The 19,119-nt window shown below is 60.6% G+C and carries 15 protein-coding genes and 1 tRNA gene; 5 read left to right on the top strand and 11 right to left on the bottom strand.

What is annotated here, in order from left to right; translation table 11 throughout:
• Window positions 1–19: 19 nt before the first annotated feature.
• The 6 genes from LC343_RS11030 to LC343_RS11005 all read right to left on the bottom strand — a co-directional run bounded on the left by LC343_RS11030 (window position 20) and on the right by LC343_RS11005 (window position 8,614).
• Complete coding sequence (locus tag LC343_RS11030) at window positions 20–4,339, bottom strand: translocation/assembly module TamB domain-containing protein (protein WP_223477162.1); 4,320 nt, start codon at window positions 4,337–4,339, stop codon at window positions 20–22.
• Entirely contained in the window at window positions 4,339–6,216 is a 1,878-nt protein-coding gene (locus LC343_RS11025) for an autotransporter assembly complex protein TamA (protein WP_223477161.1), read from the bottom strand. Before LC343_RS11025 ends, LC343_RS11030 begins: the two co-directional genes overlap by 1 nt.
• Before the next feature lie 284 nt (window positions 6,217–6,500).
• Window positions 6,501–6,968 carry a PAS domain-containing protein gene (locus LC343_RS11020; protein WP_223477160.1) on the bottom strand — a complete coding sequence of 156 codons (468 nt, stop codon included), beginning with the start codon at window positions 6,966–6,968 and terminating at the stop codon, window positions 6,501–6,503.
• 3 nt (window positions 6,969–6,971) lie between these two features.
• Window positions 6,972–7,715, bottom strand: a complete 744-nt coding sequence (locus LC343_RS11015; protein WP_223477159.1) for a helix-turn-helix transcriptional regulator — start codon at window positions 7,713–7,715, stop codon at window positions 6,972–6,974.
• Between the two features lie 180 nt (window positions 7,716–7,895).
• A complete protein-coding gene (locus LC343_RS11010) occupies window positions 7,896–8,168 on the bottom strand; it encodes a PilZ domain-containing protein (RefSeq protein ID WP_223477158.1) in 273 nt (90 codons plus the stop codon).
• 369 nt (window positions 8,169–8,537) lie between these two features.
• Window positions 8,538–8,614 (bottom strand) — tRNA-Pro (locus LC343_RS11005).
• Between the two features lie 219 nt (window positions 8,615–8,833).
• On the opposite strand from LC343_RS11005, the gene LC343_RS11000 reads away from it, so the two are divergent.
• On the top strand, window positions 8,834–10,348 hold the full coding sequence (locus tag LC343_RS11000; protein WP_223477157.1) for a phosphomannomutase/phosphoglucomutase: 1,515 nt from the start codon (window positions 8,834–8,836) through the stop codon (window positions 10,346–10,348).
• Window positions 10,349–10,350: 2 nt separating this feature from the next.
• Here the strand turns inward: LC343_RS11000 and LC343_RS10995 are convergent, their stop codons facing one another.
• The gene (locus tag LC343_RS10995; protein ID WP_223477156.1) at window positions 10,351–11,088 is read right to left on the bottom strand and encodes a DUF3750 domain-containing protein; all 738 of its coding nucleotides are present in this window, start codon (window positions 11,086–11,088) and stop codon (window positions 10,351–10,353) included.
• 131 nt (window positions 11,089–11,219) lie between these two features.
• Here LC343_RS10995 and LC343_RS10990 point away from each other — a divergent pair, with 131 nt between their 5' ends.
• Window positions 11,220–12,224 carry an asparaginase gene (locus LC343_RS10990; RefSeq protein ID WP_223477155.1) on the top strand — a complete coding sequence of 335 codons (1,005 nt, stop codon included), beginning with the start codon at window positions 11,220–11,222 and terminating at the stop codon, window positions 12,222–12,224.
• 9 nt (window positions 12,225–12,233) lie between these two features.
• Here LC343_RS10990 and LC343_RS10985 read toward each other — a convergent pair whose 3' ends face one another.
• A complete protein-coding gene (locus LC343_RS10985; protein WP_223477154.1) occupies window positions 12,234–13,598 on the bottom strand; it encodes a TIGR03808 family TAT-translocated repetitive protein in 1,365 nt (454 codons plus the stop codon).
• Between the two features lie 101 nt (window positions 13,599–13,699).
• Window positions 13,700–14,059: a DUF2267 domain-containing protein gene (locus LC343_RS10980; protein WP_223477153.1), complete on the bottom strand. Its 360-nt coding sequence runs from the start codon at window positions 14,057–14,059 to the stop codon at window positions 13,700–13,702.
• Between the two features lie 152 nt (window positions 14,060–14,211).
• On the opposite strand from LC343_RS10980, the gene LC343_RS10975 reads away from it, so the two are divergent.
• Complete coding sequence (locus LC343_RS10975; protein ID WP_223477152.1) at window positions 14,212–15,786, top strand: helicase HerA-like C-terminal domain-containing protein; 1,575 nt, start codon at window positions 14,212–14,214, stop codon at window positions 15,784–15,786.
• A 51-nt stretch (window positions 15,787–15,837) separates the two neighbouring features.
• Here LC343_RS10975 and LC343_RS10970 read toward each other — a convergent pair whose 3' ends face one another.
• The gene (locus LC343_RS10970) at window positions 15,838–16,545 is read right to left on the bottom strand and encodes a L,D-transpeptidase family protein (RefSeq protein WP_223477151.1); all 708 of its coding nucleotides are present in this window, start codon (window positions 16,543–16,545) and stop codon (window positions 15,838–15,840) included.
• A 179-nt stretch (window positions 16,546–16,724) separates the two neighbouring features.
• Window positions 16,725–17,375, bottom strand: coding sequence for a haloacid dehalogenase type II (locus LC343_RS10965; RefSeq protein WP_223477150.1), 651 nt, complete (start codon window positions 17,373–17,375; stop codon window positions 16,725–16,727).
• A gap of 144 nt (window positions 17,376–17,519) precedes the next feature.
• On the opposite strand from LC343_RS10965, the gene LC343_RS10960 reads away from it, so the two are divergent.
• Window positions 17,520–18,386, top strand: a complete 867-nt coding sequence (locus tag LC343_RS10960; RefSeq protein WP_223477149.1) for a branched-chain amino acid aminotransferase — start codon at window positions 17,520–17,522, stop codon at window positions 18,384–18,386.
• A 130-nt stretch (window positions 18,387–18,516) separates the two neighbouring features.
• Entirely contained in the window at window positions 18,517–19,119 is a 603-nt protein-coding gene (locus tag LC343_RS10955; RefSeq protein ID WP_223477148.1) for a superoxide dismutase, read from the top strand.

Here is a 19,119-nt window from a genome sequence, read left to right as displayed (position 1 = left end):
GCGCATCAGCGGGGAACCGTCAGTAGTCCTTCTCGAAAAAGATGCCGAGCTTGGAGTCGCCGTCCGTGTCGACGGATCCCTTGGCCGTCAGGCTATCCGTGACATCCAGATTGATCGACACTTCGCCACCGGACTGGCCGGCCTGGACGTCGAGATAGACATTGTCCTGAATATATTTGCCGGCCTTCACGGCGACATTCCCTTCCTTGTCCTGCGTGATGTCGAGATCGTCGACACCAAGGCCTTGCCGGATCTGCTCCGAAAGCCCGCCTCCGCCACCGCCGCTGGCGAGGGACGCTGCCGCGGTTGCCAGATTGGCGATCTGAATCGGCGACAGGCTGGAAATCCCCTTGCCGAACAATACGCGCGCCAGAATCTCGTCTTCGGGGAGTTCGGGCGAGGCCGACAGGTCAAGCGAAAGGTCGGAAGCGCGGCCGGTCAACCGGACATAGGCGACGATGTCATCGCCATTGACCTGCGCGGTCAGGTTGATCATCGGGTCGAGCGAGCCGCTGAGCGTGATGCGTCCCTCGGTCAGCTCAAGCCGCTTGTTGAGGATCGACAGGCGGCCCCGGATCAGGTTGAAGGCGCCGACCGGCCGAACGTCGTTGAGCGGCCCGGTGACGCGAACTTGTCCGCCCAGTTCCGCATCGATCCCCCGGCCGCGCACGAAAATGCGGTTTGGTGAATTCACCGTGATATCGAGCCGGACAGGCGCTTGTGGAGCGTTGTTGTCGTCGCGTGGCAGGACCGCTTGCAAGCGGCGGAGCGTGCGAAGTGTGCCCGCTTCGACGTTCACGTGATCGACGTCCAGGAGGTTGGCGTCACTGCTAAGCGTCTCGGGTATCGTGATTTCCGTGCCCAGGAGATTGATGCGCCCCGAGAGCAGGGGGCCTGCTGTCAGGCCTCCGGAGACGGCGAGGTCTCCGGAAAGCGTCGTGCGGATCGTTTCTCCGTCCGAATAGACCGCATTGGAGAGGCGGATGGCGAGATCGGCCGGAAGCGTGCCGGTCAGCCCGACCGTCCCGCTCAGCGAGACGCTTCCGCCGCCCGCAAGCTGGCCGGTGAGCCGGTTGATCGACAGCGTATCGCCCCGTAGCCCGGCGACGCCGCCGATCTGGTTCAACCGCAAATTGGAGAGCGGGTCGGCCACGGAGCCGTTCGAGATTGAGAACAGGCCGTCGGCTGCGGGAGAAGACAGCGATCCGCCAACGGTCGCGTCGATGCGCAGCGTTCCCGACACCCGTGTGCCGCGCTCTGCAAGATAGCGCTCTGCCAGCGCGAGCGGGGCGCCGCCGGTCAGTCTCACCGAAAGACCGGGCCCTGAGAGCGGAACCGTACCGGAACCGGAGAAATCGAGATCCTGCGCATTGCGCGCGGAGAACGAGTCGATACGCACAGTGCTGTTCGAATAAGTGCCCGAGACGGATGCGTTGATCGGCGAGACGGATGCGGAGCGCAGCGCCGCAGCGTTCAGCCCGTCGCCCTGCATCGAAAAGGAAACACTCGGATCGCCAGGCGTTCCGGAGACATCGATCGAGCCATTCACGACGCCGCCCAAACCGAGATCCGGTCGAAAGCCATTGGCGATCGATAGGGGAAGGCTGGAAACGGTCGATCGTATCGATATCCGGTCTGCGACCGTGCCGGACGCCGTGATGCGGCCCCCCGCGACATCCGCGTCGAAATTGTCGATGCGCGTAACGCCACCGGCGCGGCTGATCGTGGCCGGCGAGCGCAGTCGCATGTCGCCATAATTCGTGTCGGCCGAGAGTGTTTCCAGGCGCGCATCGAAACCATCGGATGTCGCGCGCAACGTCCCGGCCGTCACGGCGCGCGCGCCGTCGTCGAGCCGCGCATCGGCCGTAAACCGCGTCGTGTCGCCTTCATTTCTGGCATTGATCCGGGCTGTCGCAACGGCGACGCCACCTGCTTCAATGTCGGAGGCTTTGACCGTCGCATCGACCTGTGGGACGCCGAACAGGTCGCGCGCCGCGACATCGATATCCGCGTTGCCGACCGTGTTGGTCTCGAACCGGAAGTCGCGCGCGGTCAGATCGACAGTGGCGTCTTGCCGGCCGTCGGCTGCCGAAAGCCTGATATCGCCGTTCACGGCTCCCGACGCATCCACCAATGCGAGTGCCGCGACCGAGGAAATGTCGTTGGATCGCGCCGCGACTGACCCGGTCGACAGGCCGTTTTCGACGACGATGTCGCCGTCGAACGTGCTGGCTCCGATCCTCGCGGACAGGTCGGAAATGTCGATCCGGTCTCCGGATCTGGAGATTGCGCCGCTGACATCGATCGGCTCGCCGCCGATCAGTCCCGTCCCGCTGAGATTTCCGGCCAGTTCGGCACCTTTGATGGCGCCGTCAAAGGCGAACTCGGCCGAGGGGACACGACGGTCGAGAAGTTGTGCCCCGGAAAGCGAAAGGCTGGCGCTCACGTCATAAGGGTCGTCGCGCTGCGATTCAGGGGCCTTGTCGATCTTCGCATCCAGGGCCAGCCGCCCCGAGGCACGATCGTCGAGCGTTGCGACGTCGAAAATTTCGGCATGCGCGCGCAGGTCGGCGCGGGTCGTGGCGAATGCACCGTTTACCTGCGTTCGCGATTGCGGGTTTTCCAGCAGCAACGAGTTGAAGCGAAGACCATCCGGCGCGCGCGCCACGCCGCCGGTGAGGCGGGTCGTACCGCGAATCAAGCGGTCGGCGAGCGCATCGCCGACGACCGCATCGACCAGCGTACCGTCCAGAGAAAGATCGAATGCGCCGCCGACAAGCGCGGCTTCGCCTCGCGCGGACAGTGAGGCAGCGCCTCTCAGTTCGCGATCCGCCAGCGGAGAAAATGCTGCGAGATCAGCGGCTTCGATCCGCGCATTGCCGTTGAATTTCAGGCTCTCCAACTGACCGTTTGCGGCGATGGCGAGTGTGTCGCCAGACAAGTTGACACTTTCCAGGCGGATCGGATTTTCGCTCCGCCAGTCGCCGGTTATTGCAAGGCTCAGGCTGTCGCCGGTTGCGGCGGCGATGTCCGGATCGGCGGGCTCCACGGATCGCGCTTGCGCATTGATATCGAATGACAGGAAACGGTTGGCGGCATCCGCGATGTTTTGGATCGCGCCCGATCCGTCGAGCCGTATCTCGCCGATCGCGTAATCCGGCGCGCTGAAATCGAGGAGTTGCCCGTCCAGGCTCCACTCCTGCGCGTCCCGCTGTCCGAAACGCAGCGAGACCGAGCCGGCGCCGACGGTCACGGCTTCTCCGGATACGGGAAGGCGAACCGGCGATCCATCGTTTGAGCGCATGGAGATGTCCGCGATCAATTCGCGGGGGAACCAGTCCGCAAGGGTCGATCCGGAGGCGGAGATGGAGAGCGCTCCACCGCCAAATTCGAAACGCTGGAGGTCGAGACCGCCGCCGTTCCGCAGGATCATCTCCGACTCGATGGACGTCTCTGCGCCGAAGAAGGCGCGATGCTGTTGCGGGAGAATGCTCGAGAGCGGTCCGGAAAGGCGCAATTCGGCGCGCCGATCGTCGGTCAGCAGTGTGTCACTCAGGCGGAAGCTTCCGGTCGCGATCCGGCGGGAGTCGACGTCGAAGGCAAGCCCCAGGTCGAGATCGTCCAGTTGCCCGCCACCGGCAAGCGTGAGCGAGACCGGGGGACGTTCGGGAATGTCGATGAGGTTGGCGACAACACCGTCCGCCGGCTCCTGCAGCGAAAGGTCGAGATCGAGTTGGGTCGTCGCATTGGAATAGGCGGCCTGCAACGCAAGCTGGCCTCCCGGTCCGTCGAGGCGCGTGATATCCAGATCGGTATTCAGCGTGCCGTCACCCAGGGAAATCTGGCCTTCGAGCGATAATGTCGAGGCAAGGCCGAATACCGGTTCGCCGAACTGGGCTTCGCCAATGGCGAGTTCCCCGATATCGACCGATACCGGGAGTTCGGGCAGCGAGAAGCCGGAGGATTCGGGTGCCGGGAGGTTTTCGTCGGGTATCGGATTTCGCGGCCAGTCGATCCGGTCGGCAGACAGATTGCTGATGTCGAGCTTGCCGAGAATGAGCGCACTGCGCTGCCATTGCAGGCTCGGGTTTTCGATCGTCAACCAGACGCCGTTCTCGTCGGCGATCGTGATGCTCTCGAATCTGACATTGGAGGAGAGGGTCCCCTGAATGCCATTCAGCCTGATCTGGCGGTTCGGCGTCGACAACTGTTCTTCGACAAAGCGGATGAAGCGCGATTTTTCCTGCTCGTCCTGATCCTGGGCAAGTACGTAGCCGGCCGTTCCTGCGAGAACGGCGCCGGAAGCGGCGAGAGCGAAGGCGTGGCGTTTGGTTATCATCAGAACGCCTGTCCGATCCCGGCATAGATCGCATAACGCGGATCGCCTGCCTGACGGTTGAGAGGAAACGCCACATCGAGGCGCAGCGGACCGAGACCTGTGTTGTAGCGCAGGCCAAGGCCCGCACCGACCCGAACGCTCTCCGAAAAGTCGGGGAATGAATCCGAACCGACATGACCGATATCGGCGAACCCGACGATGCCGATGGAATCGGTCACCGTTTGACGGATTTCGGCGGATGCCTCGAAAAGAGACCGTCCGCCGGACATTCCGCTGGGCACCGCGACGCCGATCCCCCGATAGGGATAGCCGCGAACCGACGAGCCGCCGCCGGCGAGGAACAACTCGTCCTGCGGAATCTCCGAAAGCGGTGCTCCCACGATGGATCCGACCTTCACACGCCCGGCGAGAACCGTGCGTTCTTCGGCACCGAGCGCATGGAACAACCGTGCTTCCGCCACGATCTTGCCGATCGCGTTTCCGTATTCCCATTCATAGAACGGCTTGGCCGCGATTTTCGCATAGAAACCGCTCTTCGGGTCGAGTTCGTTGTCGCGCGTGTCGTATTCGGCCCCGGCCTCGAAGCCGACAATCCCGAAACGACGGGTTCCGAACACGTCTTCGAATTCGCCATAGGAAGCGTATGCCCCGCCGCGCAGTGTCAGTTGGTCGCTGTAGAAGTGATTGGCATAGACGGACGCCGAACCCCGATTCTTCGAGTAGAGGTCGAGCACCTCGCGCTCAAAGAAGCCACCGATGATAATGTCAGTGTCAGGCGTGAACCGTCCGGGCAAGGTAAGTTCCGTGCCCAGGAAATAGTCGAAATCCCTGAAATCCGAAGTGGTGCCGATCCCGGAAATGCGACCATCGAAGCGCAACCGCTCGGCCCTGCCGAAAAGGTTTCGGTGCAGCCAATAGCCTTCCACACCGACGCCGTCGATGGTCGAGACCGTCGCGCCGACACCAATGCGTCGCAGCTTTCGCTCCTGAACGGTGAGCATGAAGGGGAGGGAGCCGTCGCGGTTCACTGATTCCGCCTCTTTCAGCGAAATCGACTGGAATACCCCGAGACGCTGCAGCCTTTTCTCGGCTCGCTTCAAGTCGTCGGGATCGTATTCCGCGCCGGGCTCCAGGCCTGCCTGTCGCGCGACGAAAGAGTCTTTCATCCGGCTGGTGCCTTCAACCGCGACCTGTCCGTAAACTGCGCGCGGACCCGGCTCGACGGTCAGTCGTACGTTCAGTTCGCGCGTCGCGTGATTGGCGGTCACCTTCCTGTCGGTGATTTTCGCTTTCGAATAGCCTTGCTGGCGCCAGGCCTCGACGGCAAGCTGCCCGGCCTTTCTGACTGCGGTCGCATAGGCCGGTGCACCGGTCATGAAACCTTCCGCTTCCGGTGGATCGACCCGGTCGAAGCGATCGGCGGCGACGGGCGCGCGGTTGTCGATCTCCGCTGTCCCGAAGAGAAATTGCGGCTCGGCACGCACGGAAATCGCGAGCACTGCGTCGTCGGGAAACTCGGTTCCCGCCTCGACATCGGCGATTTCACGGCCATTCCAAGTGATGGAGATATCGGCAGCGTATCGCGCATCATTGTAGAGAGCGGCGAGTATGCGCTTGTAGTCGGCTTTGGCCCGGGTCAGGAGACCGGCCGAGCCCGCAGCCGGTTCGTCGCGGCCCTGCCAGAGTTGCGACGCATTGCCGACGGCTTTCTCGAGGTCCCGATTGGGTTGGCCATCGGCGAGCACCGTCAGTTCGACCTGATAATTCTTGGGATCGATCGGACCGTCTTCATCCTCGCAGGTGCCAATCAGGCATCGACCGAGAAGTTCGAACGCGTGTGCGGCCGGCGCATTGAAAGTCGAGAGGCTGGACGACAAAGCCAAAACCGCAATGGCACGCGAAACGAGACGAAGTCCCGCTCTTGCCGCTCCGCCTATCCGGACAATGTCTTCAGAAAAAATCAAAATCCCGCCTTGACGCTGCACACGCTCACCCAACTCCAGTTTCATGACGAAAATCGTCAAGCCGGGCTTTTGGCGAACAAAATATCATACCGCCTATGTGTCCCGGTTTTAGAGCGAGTCAATCGTAGCGCAAAACAGTTAAGACTCGATTCAGATTGTCAAAAAATCACGTTTTGCAAAAATGCCTGCCGAGTGTGTCAGGAGTTGACGGCCACGGTACGCACTCTTGGCTGAAACTGCGAGAACGCGCCGAAAACTTCGCCTTTTCCCTGGCTGTTGACGCGATAGAGCCCGCTGGCCCTCACGAGCTTGTTATGACCGTCCGGCGTTGCCAGTCGCAACACGAAGCGAAATCCGGTTTTTCGCTCCGTGGCTTCCTCGATGCAGTTCATCACCAACTCCCGGTCGTCGGGATGATAGCGCGATATCGCAAGGGCGAGATCGATTGGCCCTTCCTTGTAGGGCATGCCGTGAATCTCGAAGACGTCGCGCGTCCAGTAGACCATTCCCGTTTCGAGATCGACACGCCATGCCCCGTAGGGATCGAACTGTGACAGGGCATCCAGAAGATTGGCGTCTTCCAGTCCGATGGCGGCGAGCGGTTGGGACGGGCAGGGCGCGTCCCTGAACTCGATACTAAGTTGAGGAGTTTCTGCGTCGCTCATCTTTCAGTCCAATATGCCTGAACGGATTGCCCGCGCGACCGCATGAGCGCGATTCGCGGCGCCGAGCTTCTGACAGACGGCGCTGAGATAGTGGTTCACCGTATGCTCGGACAGTCCGAGAATGATGGCGATTTCGGAACTGGTCTTGCCGCTGGCGGTCCAGTGAAGACACTCGCGTTCGCGCGCGCTCAGGATCTGGTCGGCGAGGGCGGCCGGCTCCCTGATCTCAGACACTTTCTCGTAGATGCGGTTGGCGATATAGCTCAGTTCCATCAACTCGGGATCGGTCGGCGTGTCTCGTGTGCCGCTGAAGGAAACAGCACCGCGTTCACCCGAGGGATCCTGGGTGGCGATATAGACGCTGCGATGGAAGCCGTGTGCGGCAAAGAGCGTGGCCGCTTTTTCCTCGCGGCCATCCGCCTGGTTTCTGTCCATGTCTTCAAGCCGCCAAACGACGGGCTTCGTGCTGCGCCGAAGCGCGTCCATGATCGGGCTTTTTTCCAGCAGGCCGAGTTGGTCATATGTGCCGACCAGTTCCGGAGGCCAGTTGCTGATTGTCGAAAGCGAAGACAGGTATCGCTCATCGCTGCGTGGAAGCCGGATAATGGAAAAATAGTCGAATCCGTAGGATTTGGTGATATCCCGGGTCAGACGAAGGATATCGTAGCTTGTGTTGCAGTCCGCAACCCTGTCGAGGAGAGTAACGCCGGGTTCCTGGCTTAAGGGGACGACGTGTCGCGTCTTCATTGGAGGGGGTTCCACTGTTAAAACAGCACCGCCGCTTGATGGCGGTGATGCTGATGTCGTCGGTTTAAAGGTTGTTGTCCTGGGGCACGAATGATGTGCGAGCGGCGCTTCGCAGAAGGGCAGCCGAGCTAAACGTAGCCGGGTTTATTAAAACCCTGTACAACCGGTATGAGAGGGCGGCTATTCCGGGATTATGGCGAATTCAAGGCCCGCATACTCCCCGCGACGCCACCGGCAAACCGCCTTGCGCTGAAGGCCCGTATCGGGAATGCAGATATCGAAGGATTTCGGAAGCCAGGAGTCTCGAGGCAGCTGAAGTTTCGCACCCTTCTCGGAAAGATCCTTGACGATAGCCCTGAGCACGAAGCTCGATCCGATACGGATTTCGGCAAGATGCGAACACCTGCTACGCTCTGATGAACGCCGCTCGAACGGAGACCTCACCGGCTTCATGCATATTCCTTTTGCTGCCTTGCCGGAGGCATGAAAACAAATTTCTTCAGTCGAGGATATCCGTGTATTCAGGCAGGCGTGATCTGGTGGTTGAACAAGAGAAGTTTGTTAACGTCTTCGCAAGCGCCCAGTAAAATCGAGTTTCATTGGCGTAAGATTGGAAAAAACTGCCAACGCGAAACATACCGGCTATTCAGCCCGGTTTTCCGGACTGACGCCGCTGCCGCGATGAACGACATCCCCCGTGGTGCCCGGGCCGCGCGCTTTGGAAAACTCCTGCGGCGATCAGCCGAGCCCTTCCCGGACATGCGTATGCCGCGGCGAACCGCAGGGGCGCTCCGCAAACGAAATCGGGAATTTTGTGGAAAATGGTCGGAGTGGCAGGATTTGAACCTGCGACCCCCTCGTCCCGAACGAGGTGCGCTACCAGGCTGCGCTACACTCCGTGACCAAACGGCACGGGTCTATAACGCCGGCCTTTCATTCCCGCAAGTGCGGTCGGACGATTCCGCTTCGGTTTTTTCTGCAATCGTTTCGATTGCTGTCCGCGCGGTTGAGCCGGCTTGAAGCTTGGGCCGTAATCCACCGCTGTACACAGACGGTCGGGGGACTTATGGCATCATTCCATTCAAACGAGATTCATCGAGACCGCCGGGATAGCTGCCATGAAACCACGTTCAGACCTGTTGCCGAACAGTTTCGAATTCGAGACCCAGGCCCTCGTCAAGCCAACCGGGTTTCGCGAGTATGACGCGCGCTGGTGGTTTGGGCATCCAGCGTCCGACAAGGCCCCGGAACTCAACCTGCTGGGTGTCCAGGCGCTCGGAATGGGATTGGGAACGCTGATCCGCCGCCTGGGCGCGGGGCCGAAAATCGTCGTCGGCCATGACTTTCGCTTCTACTCGCTGTCGATCAAGCTTGCCCTTGCGCAGGGATTGATGGCAGCCGGCTGCGACGTGAAGGATATCGGTCTCGCGCTTTCGCCCATGGCCTATTTTGCGCAGTTCGCCCTCGATGCGCCCTCGGTGGCGATGGTGACCGCGTCGCATAACGAGAATGGCTGGACCGGAGTGAAGATGGGGTGCCAGCGCCCACTGACATTCGGTCAGGAGGAAATGGCGCAATTGCGCGATATCGTGCTTTCCGGGGATTTCGACCTTAACGGCGGCGGAACATACGAAACGGTCCGCGATTTCCGCGCTGTCTATCTCGACGATCTCGTGGAAGGCGTGAAATTGAATCGCCCTCTCAAGGTGGTCGCGGCCTGCGGCAATGGAACCGCAGGCGCGTTTGCGCCTGAAATGCTGGAGCGCATCGGGTGCGAGGTGATTCCGCTCGATGCCGAGCTCGACTACTCCTTTCCGCGCTACAACCCCAATCCCGAGGACATGGAGATGCTCCATGCGATCCGGGACAAGGTGCTGGAGACCGGTGCCGATGTCGGTCTCGGCTTCGACGGCGATGGCGACCGCTGCGGTGTCGTCGATAATGAAGGCAACGAGATTTTCGCCGACAAGGTTGGTGTCATGCTCGCGCGGGACATCTCCGCTCAGCATGAAAACGCGAAGTTCGTGGTCGATGTGAAATCGACCGGCCTTTTCATGACCGATCCCGTTTTGCAGGCCAATGGCGCGGTAACCGATTACTGGAAAACCGGCCATTCCTACATCAAGCGCCGGGTTGCCGAACTCGGAGCGATCGCCGGTTTCGAGAAGTCCGGCCATTTCTTTTTCAATCCGCCGATCGGGCGCGGCTACGATGACGGGTTGGTGACGGCGATCGCGGTTTGCCGGATGCTCGACCGCAATCCCGGACAATCGATGGCCGATCTCTACCGCGCCCTGCCGCTGACCTACGGTTCGCCAACCATGTCGCCGCATTGCGCCGACGAGATCAAATACGATGTGATCTCGCGTGTCGTGGACCGGTTCACAGAGATGAAATCCGCTGGCGAGGCCATCGCCGGGCATCCGATCGTCGATCTCGTCACGGTCAATGGCATTCGAGTCGTGACCGATGACGGGACATGGGGACTGGTGCGCGCTTCGTCGAACAAGCCCGAACTCGTCGTAGTCGTGGAAAGTCCCGTGTCCGAGGAACGCAAGCTGGAGATGTTCCGAGCCGTCGATGCGATCCTTCGCGAGAACGAGGAAGTTGGCGCCTATAACCAGTCGATCTGACTTTAGAAGCCGACTCGGCCGATCGCGGGAATCTTCAGGGCGGGGCCGTTGAAATCGATCCCCGCCGTCTGGCCAAGAAGATTGATCTCGATCCCGCTCCGCAGCCCCGCGGACAATCCGATCAGCCCGGCCAATGAGACATGCACGTCGAGGCCGTCGGGGTCGAGCGCGAACCATTCGCCGCCCGAGAGATAGTCGCGCCCGACCGCATTCGGTGGAAGAACGGCATCGAGTTGCGGAACTTCGCGCAAGACATGTGCGACGAAGCTGTTCGAATTCGGGCCCGGCCAGATCCGATAATCTCCGCGGTTGGAGAACGGATAGGCGGCAATTGCCGCCTCTACGCGCGGCAGGGCCGCTTCCGCTTCGGCGCCGGAAAGATGCGCAACGATCCAGGGCCGGTTCGAATACCACGCCGCGTCCGCGGCATAGGCATCGCGCCGAATGGGGCTGCCCCAACCTACCTTGTCGAAACGCGTATAGCTGACAGCGTTGCGTTCCTTCACGACGATCCAGCTGTGGACTGAGAATGCGCCTTTAAACCCGCCCGTCCGCGCCGAAAGGACATAAATCGCCGCGTCGGTGGATGCGGATGGGGAGGGGAGAAGCCCGGTCGCCGACCAGTCGGCGGACCGCCAGGAGGATGGCCGATCGACGGTCGACCACCAAGCACCGGCAAAAGCCATCGGCGCGATAAACACCAACGCTATGAACAGGATCGCCGTTTTTGCAAAACGCATCGGTACTTTTCCCAAAATCCTCTGGCTCTGCGATCGAATTGCCTGATAGTGGCGTCCAAATCGAGGCAAACGCAAACGATACACATGCACAATGCGGTGAACGCTATGTGCGAATTCGCTCGGAGGTGGACATGATCAATCCCATTCTCGCGGAGACGGTTCGTGGCGGAATTGTCGATCTGCGCCATCGCGGCGCGATCGCTGTCTCGGACCCCGAAGGGCGTCTGGTCTGGTCATCCGGAGACGTGGAGCGGCCGGTTTATCCGCGTTCGGCGGTCAAGCTGTTCCAGGCCCTGCCGCTTGTCGAAAGCGGTGCCGCCGACCGGTTCGGGTTCGATGACACGCAGCTGGCGATGGCTTGTGCATCGCATTTGGCGGAGGAGGCGCATGTCGCCGCCGCCGAGGCGATGCTGGCCAAAGTCGGACTGAAGGAAAGCGATCTCGCCTGCGGTTCGCATTGGCCACTGGGCGACCAAACGAAACTGGTCGAGTTTGTTCGTAGCGGGCAGACACCAAACCAACTGCATAACAACTGTTCTGGCAAACATGCGGGCTTTCTGTGCGCCGCGTGTCATCAGGATATCGAAACCGGCGGTTACACCGGGGTCGAGCATGAGATTCAGAAGCAGGCGATGGCTGCCCAGGAAGCGATGACGGAACACCGGCTTACCGGTGCGGAATTCGCCATCGATGGGTGCTCCATCCCCGCATTCGCCTTTCCTCTGCGTGCGCTTGCGCATGGCTTCGCGAAAGTCGCCACCGGGCATTCGCTTGGAGTCGAACGTGCAAAGGCTACATCGCGGCTGATGCAGGCGTGTATCTCCAATCCCTGGTTCACAGCGGGAACAGGACATTTCTGCACCCGCATCATCGAAGCCGGTGAGGGGGCAATCTACGCCAAGAATGGCGCTGACGGCGTCTTCGTCGCGTCCCTGCCCGAGGCGGGGCTCGGGATCGCCCTGAAATGCGATGACGGCTCGGACCCGGCCGCTGAAGTCATGCTTGCCGGAATTTTGCTGAGGCTACTCGGTCATGACGACACGATGCGGTCGCGCATCGAGCCGCTTTCGCGCAGGCCGTTGACGAACCGGAAGGGGATCGAGGTGGGTGAACTTCGAGCGGCCTTGCTGGAATAGGCGTCCGTTTCAGCCGGCGACATTTCCCGATAGCGAGACATTGGGCGGCGCGTCGCCGGAATTGGTGAGGAGATCCCTGGTGACGGGTTTTCCCCATGCATGCGCCATGATGCCTATTTCACGCGCAGAGATCACGTTCCCGCGGATCAGGGCCCGACCGGCGCCTTCTGCCGCGGATACGCCGATGCCATAGCGGACGTCCCTGACGACATTGCCGGAAATCGCCACGTCTCGTAGAAATGTGCCCCATCCGGCATTGATGCCGAAGAGCGGAGCACCTTCGACGAGGTTTCCCGATACGACCGCATCCGCCTCGACGCCAATCCCGGTTCCAAAGCCCGGGACGTCGGCTTCATAGGGACCGGTCGCATGAAGGTTGCGAATGATGTTCCCGCTGACCGTCGCGGCGCGTCCGCCCTTGTCGAAATTCGTAACGGAGATTCCGTTTGCGGCACTGTCCACGATGTTGTCGGAAATCACCGCGTTCTCGAAAGAAAACTCGGCGTAGATCGCGGTTTCGCCATTTGCCGTGCAGGTGTTGCCCGTGACCTGCATGCCGCGCACGGTATTCCCGCGGACCGCGGAAAATGCGCTTCCCGAAATGATGTTATGGGTGGCGGCGACATTGTCGGCTCGAAAGAAGTTGATCGCATTTCCCCACTGACCGGTTCCTCCGTTCGTCGCGCCCGTATCGGCGATCCGATTGCCGGTGACGATCGAGCCGTCGAAGCCCTGGTTGTTCCTGTGGATGACGACCCCGCCGTTCAGGCACTTTTCGATCCTGTTATCTCTGATGGACAGACCTTCGCTGTCGATCGCAAAAATCCCGAAACGCTGCGCGCTTTCGATCTCGCATCCGGTGATGGTTCCCGAACAGCTCCGGAGGTGGATAGCATCCGCGGTCGCGCGCAAGATCCGGCATTTCTCGAAACGGAATGAGCGGACCGATTGCATCTCGATCAGGCCGTCCGCGCCGTTTTGCTGCACGCCGGCACCGTCGAGTACGAGGCCGTCAAGCGTGATGCTTTCGCCGCCGAGAGCCCCGAGGAGCGGACCGGTCCCGCCGAGAATCAGGCGGCTCTTGCCGGGAATTCCCGTGATCACGGTACCGGACGGAATGCGGATATTGGACAGGACGTAGAGGCCGGCTGGAATGAAAACCGCCATGCCGTTGCCGGCGCCGCTGTCGAGCATCGCCTGGAAGCTCGCAGATTGGTCCACCGGCGCGTCGGGAAGGACTCCGAAATCGGTCGCGCTTCGGCTGCCGCGCAGTTCGACATTCGAAAATGGAGAAGACTGCGCCATCGCCGCCAGCGGCTTGGCGGCCAGGAATGCCGTTGCGCCGGCGTGCGTCAGGAACTGGCGTCGTTTCATCGATTCGCTCCGCGTGAAGAATGGGTGCAAACGGATGCGTGCGCAAAAGAAAAGCCCGGCCGCGATGCGGCCGGGCCCAATTCAGATTGCGGAAATTGGCGTCAGACGAACTGGCTCAGACCCGGAATCGCCGCGATGACGGCATCGACGGGGCCGTCGCCGGCCTTTTCCTTGGCGTAATCGACCGTCTGGCGGGAGACGCCGGAGATCTCTCCCATGCCGAGGCCGAGGCCCATCAGCGCGGAACCAAGCCCCATCACGCCGCCACCGAACATCCCGCCACCCGCTTCGGGCGCATTGTCGATGAGATCCTGCACGCCGGGCATCGCCGCCAGCATTTCGTTGACCTGCTCGGCCGGGCCTTCGTTCTTGAGGAAGCCGAGGATCATTCCGACGGCTTTTTGTGCGACGTCGGCATCGATGCCGACGGACTCTGTTATGCGGGAGATGAGTTCGTCCATTCTGTCCTCCGGATATTGACGTTTACGTAATATGTAGAAAGCCTCTCGCCGTAAAGGCGAATGTTGGAAAATGCGGTCGTTTCTGGCGGCATTGCCGTTCGCAGCCGCGGCGACTATACGCCATTACACCGATATAGCGGAAAGAGGCGACCATGTGGGACGTGACAGACCGGATTTTCCTCGGCGCGAGCCGCAAGCCGGATGACAGTTTCCAGGAGCATGAATTCATGGCGCTTCGATACGCCAACCGTCATGGCCTGATCACCGGCGCAACCGGCACGGGCAAGACCGTGTCGCTCCAGATACTTGCCGAATCCTTCTCCAATGCGGGCGTCCCGGTATTCTGCGCCGACGTAAAGGGCGATCTTTCCGGCATCGCCGCGAAAGGGGAGGCGAAGGACTTCCTGCTCGCGCGCGCCGAGACGATCAAGCTCGACCCTTATGAGTTTCAGGAGTTCCCCGTGATCTTCTGGGACCTCTTCGGAAAAAAGGGCCATCCGATCCGCACGACCATATCGGAAATGGGACCGCTTCTGCTTTCCCGCCTGATGAACCTGTCCGATGCGCAGGAAGGTATTCTTAATATTGCCTTCGAAATCGCCGACGACGAGGGATTGCTGCTTCTCGATCTCAAGGATTTGCGCTCCCTTCTCGTGCATCTGGGCGAGAATGCGAAGGAAATCTCTGTTCGCTACGGCAATATCCATTCGTCGTCGCTCGGCGCGATCCAGCGCTCCCTACTGGTGCTGGAACGCGAGGGGGCCGATTTCTTCTTCGGAGAACCGGCACTTCAGATCAGCGACCTGATGCGCACGACGCGCGACGGGCTCGGCGCGATCAATGTGCTTGCGGCCGACAAGCTGATGATGAATCCTCGCCTCTACGCGACGTTCCTCCTCTGGCTGCTATCGGAACTGTTCGAGGAGTTGCCGGAAGTCGGCGACCCGGAAAAACCGAAGCTGGTTTTCTTCTTCGACGAAGCGCATCTTCTGTTCGATGAAGCGCCGAAAATCCTGATCGAGCGGGTCGAGCAGGTCGTTCGCCTGATCCGATCCAAGGGCGTCGGCGTTTTCTTCGTGACGCAGAATCCGCTCGACGTGCCCGATACGGTCCTTTCCCAGCTCGGCAACCGCGTTCAGCATGCATTGCGCGCCTACACGCCGCGCGAACAGAAGGCCGTGAAGGTCGCCGCCGAAACATTCCGTCCCAACCCGGAGTTCGATTGCTACGAGGCGATTACCCAACTCGGTGTCGGCGAGGCATTGGTATCGACATTGGAGAAGAAGGGCGTACCCGGAATCGTGCAGCGCACCTTGATCCGCCCACCGTCTTCAAGGCTTGGCCCGCTCAAAGACGACGAGCGTGCGGAGATCATGAAATTGAGCCCGGTGGCGGGACGATATGACGAGACGGTGGACAGGGAGTCCGCCTCTGAAATGCTCGCAGAAAAGGCCAAGAAGACCGCCGAGGTCGCCGAACGCGAGAGGCTGCGCGAAGAGGAAGAAGAGCGCGAGGAAACCGGTTCACGTTGGACATTGCCCGATTTTGGCGATGACGATCGCAAGAGCCGGAAATCCAGCAGCCGCAAGAAATCCACCAAGAGAAGATCGAACCGCCAGACCGTCAGCGAGGCCGCAATGAAGTCGTTGGCGCGTTCGGTCTCGACCCAGCTCGGACGCGCGCTGGTTCGGGGAATTCTCGGCGGATTGAAAAAGGCTCTGGACTGACAAAAACGCCGGCGCGAGGCCGGCGTTGTTCTTGACTGATCGTCGTCCTGACTAGCGAACGAGAACCGGAGTCCCCTTCGGCACGCGGCTGTAAAGGTCGATGATGTCCTGGTTCATCAGGCGGACGCAACCCGACGAAACCGACTTGCCGATGGAGTTCCATTCCGGCGAGCCGTGCAGTCGATAAAGCGTGTCCTTCTCGCCCTGATAGAGATAGAGCGCGCGCGCGCCGAGCGGATTTGTGACGCCGGGCTCCATGCCGCCCAGATAAACGTCGTTTTCCCTGTCGTATTCGACGCGGTACTTTTCCAGCTTCGGCTCGCGGTCGATCATCTCGTCAGGCGGAAACCATTTCGGCCATTCGCGACGGGCGCCGATTTCGGCGCGGCCGGACCATTCGAAACCGGCGCGGCCGAGACCCACACCATAGCGAACAGCCTTGCCTCCTCCCAAAACGAGATAGAGGAAGTGCCCCCGCGTATCGACGACGATCGTGCCACGGTCTTCGCCGGTCGGGTCCGAAACGACCTGACGCAGAAAGCGCTCCGGGATTTTGGTGTAGGGAACCGCCGGGATTTGGAAACCGCCATCGCTGACAGGGCCGTACATCGAGGCGTAATCGGGAAAGTCGGGAGCGCGGCCGGTGAAACGCGGACCGTTTTCGTCCGTCTCTTCAACTGTCGTGCAGGCGCTGATGGCAAAGCCGGCGGTCAGCACGCCGGACGTGGCAAGGAAATTGCGGCGCGAAAGGTCTTTCATCATTGATCCGTGACTATGGGGCTGCACATGGCGCAATGCGAAGCGGGCAGGGCGATGTCATCCAGATACCCGTATTCGTCAAAACATCAGAGCGGAAAATGACGGAGAAACGTGAGTTTATGCGCAGCTGGATGCGATACCATCCGCACCGTTGCAGCACCGCAACACATTAAAGAGGCTCAGAGCTCGGTCAAATTTCCGATTTCCCGCGCTGGCCCGTAGTTCTGATACTCGTTGGGTAATCCCGCGCGGTTGATCCAGACGGTGTGGAAGCCGAACTTGTGCGCGCCCGCGATATCCCATCGGTTCGATGACTGGAAAGAAACCTCGGCGGGCGCAATAGCGAAGGTGTCAGTGACCATGCGGTAGACATCCGGCGCGGTCTTGAAGGTCTTGATCGCATCGACCGACAGGACGGCATCGAAAAGTCCGCCCAGATGAGCCGACTCCACGGCGGCCGCGAGCATGTCGGATGAGCCGTTCGAGAGGATCGCGACATGTGCTCCGCTCTCGCGAAGTTTTGCGAGGATTTCCGGCACTTCGGGATAGCAGTCGAGCGTCCAATAGGCTTCCAGCAGTTTGTCGCGGCAGGATTTATCGACACCGGGCACTACACCGAAAGCGTAGTCGAGGGCTTCCTCGGTGAGGCGCCAGAAATCCGTGTAGGACCCCATCAGCGTGCGGATCCAGGAATATTCGAGTTGCTTGGTGCGCCAGATCTCCGAAAGCCGCTGCCCATCGGGGCCAAGGGTGTCGGCGTATTTCCGGACTGCCGAATGGACGTCGAAAAGGGTGCCGTAGGCGTCGAAAACGTAAGTCTTGAACTGCATAGTACCAATCCGGGTTGCGACGACTTTGGGCAAATCGGGAAGGGGGGTCAATAGCGGCGTAATGCCCTAATGAACGCGCAAGTGATTGACCTCATCGTGGAAATCCGGTTTGCCTGCTCGCGTTTGGAGAATCCGGAGGCGAAAATGGCGGTCGATACGAAGGCGCAATCCGCGACATGGACCTATGTCGATGGCGACTGGCATGAAGGCAATGTGCCGATCATCGGGCCGCGCACCCATGCCATGTGGCTCGGTTCCTCCGTTTTCGACGGGGCACGGTGGTTCGAGGGCGTTTCGCCGGATCTCGACCGGCACGCCGAGCGGGTCAACGCCTCCGCCTGGGCACTGGGCCTCAAGCCGACCATGACCGCCGAGGAGATTGTCGGGCTGACCCATGAAGGGCTGAAGAAGTTCGACGGCAAGACCGCTGTCTATATCCGGCCGATGTACTGGGCGGAACATGGTGGCTACATGTCGGTACCGGCCGATCCCGAGTCGACCCGGTTTTGCCTGTGCCTTCACGAAGCACCGATGCTTCCGCCCGCCGGTTTTTCCGTAACTTTGTCGCCGTTTCGCCGGCCGACCATCGAGACGATGCCAACAAATGCCAAGGCGGGCTGCCTCTACCCGAACAACGGGCGTGCGATATTGGAGGCCAAGAGCCGCGGCTTCGACAACTGCCTGGTTCTCGACATGCTCGGCAATGTCGCGGAAACCGGCGCATCTAACATCTTCATGGTGAAGGACGCGCAGGTCTTCACACCCGCGCCGAACGGAACCTTCCTGTCGGGCATTACCCGTTCGCGGACCATCGACCTGTTGGCGCAGTATGGCTTCTCCACCGTCGAGAAAACACTGACGGTCGCCGACTTCATGGATGCCGATGAAATCTTCTCGACAGGGAACCATTCCAAGGTCGTACCGATTATCAGAATAGAGGACCGGGAATTGCAGCCCGGTCCCGTGGCAACCAAGGCACGCGAATTGTACTGGGAGTGGGCGCACTCTTAGGTGCGGGAAAAAACCCGCTTCCATTATTGCGGTCGCCGTGCCGGAATTCTATGTGTCTGAGTGACAGTCGACGGAGTGATCCGCCCCTGCCGATTTGGATACGAATTCGTTTGAAACAAGGAGATCCCCAATGGCCTTCACGCTTCCCGACCTTCCCTACGACTACGAAGCGCTGCAGCCCTTCATGTCCAAGGAGACGCTCGAATATCACCACGACAAGCACCACAAGGCCTATGTCGACAAAGGCAACGATCTCGCCGCCGAAGCCGGCATGGACGGATTGTCGCTCGAGGAGATCGTCAAGCAGTCTCATGGTAAGAACCCGGGCCTCTTCAACAATGCTGCCCAGCACTACAACCACGTCCATTTCTGGAAATGGATGAAGAAGGACGGCGGCGGAACGTCGCTTCCCGGCAAGCTGCAGAGCGCTGTCGACAGCGACCTTGGCGGCTATGACAAGTTCAAGGCTGACTTCATCGCAGCCGGTGTCGGTCAGTTCGGTTCCGGTTGGGCATGGATCGCCGTCAAGGACGGCAAGCTGGAGATCATGAAGACGCCGAACGGCGAGAACCCGCTGGTTCACGGCGCAGCGCCGATCCTCGGCGTCGATGTGTGGGAGCATTCCTACTATATCGACTATCGCAATGCGCGGCCGAAGTACCTCGAAGCCTTCGTCGATAGCCTGATCAACTGGGATTATGTGCTCGAGATGTATGAGGCGGCGACCGCCTGA

This window comes from Oricola indica, assembly GCF_019966595.1.
GTDB lineage: Bacteria > Pseudomonadota > Alphaproteobacteria > Rhizobiales > Rhizobiaceae > Oricola > Oricola indica.
The sequence above is the reverse complement of the archived record's forward strand: the minus strand, read 5'-3'. Positions and strand labels throughout refer to the sequence as shown.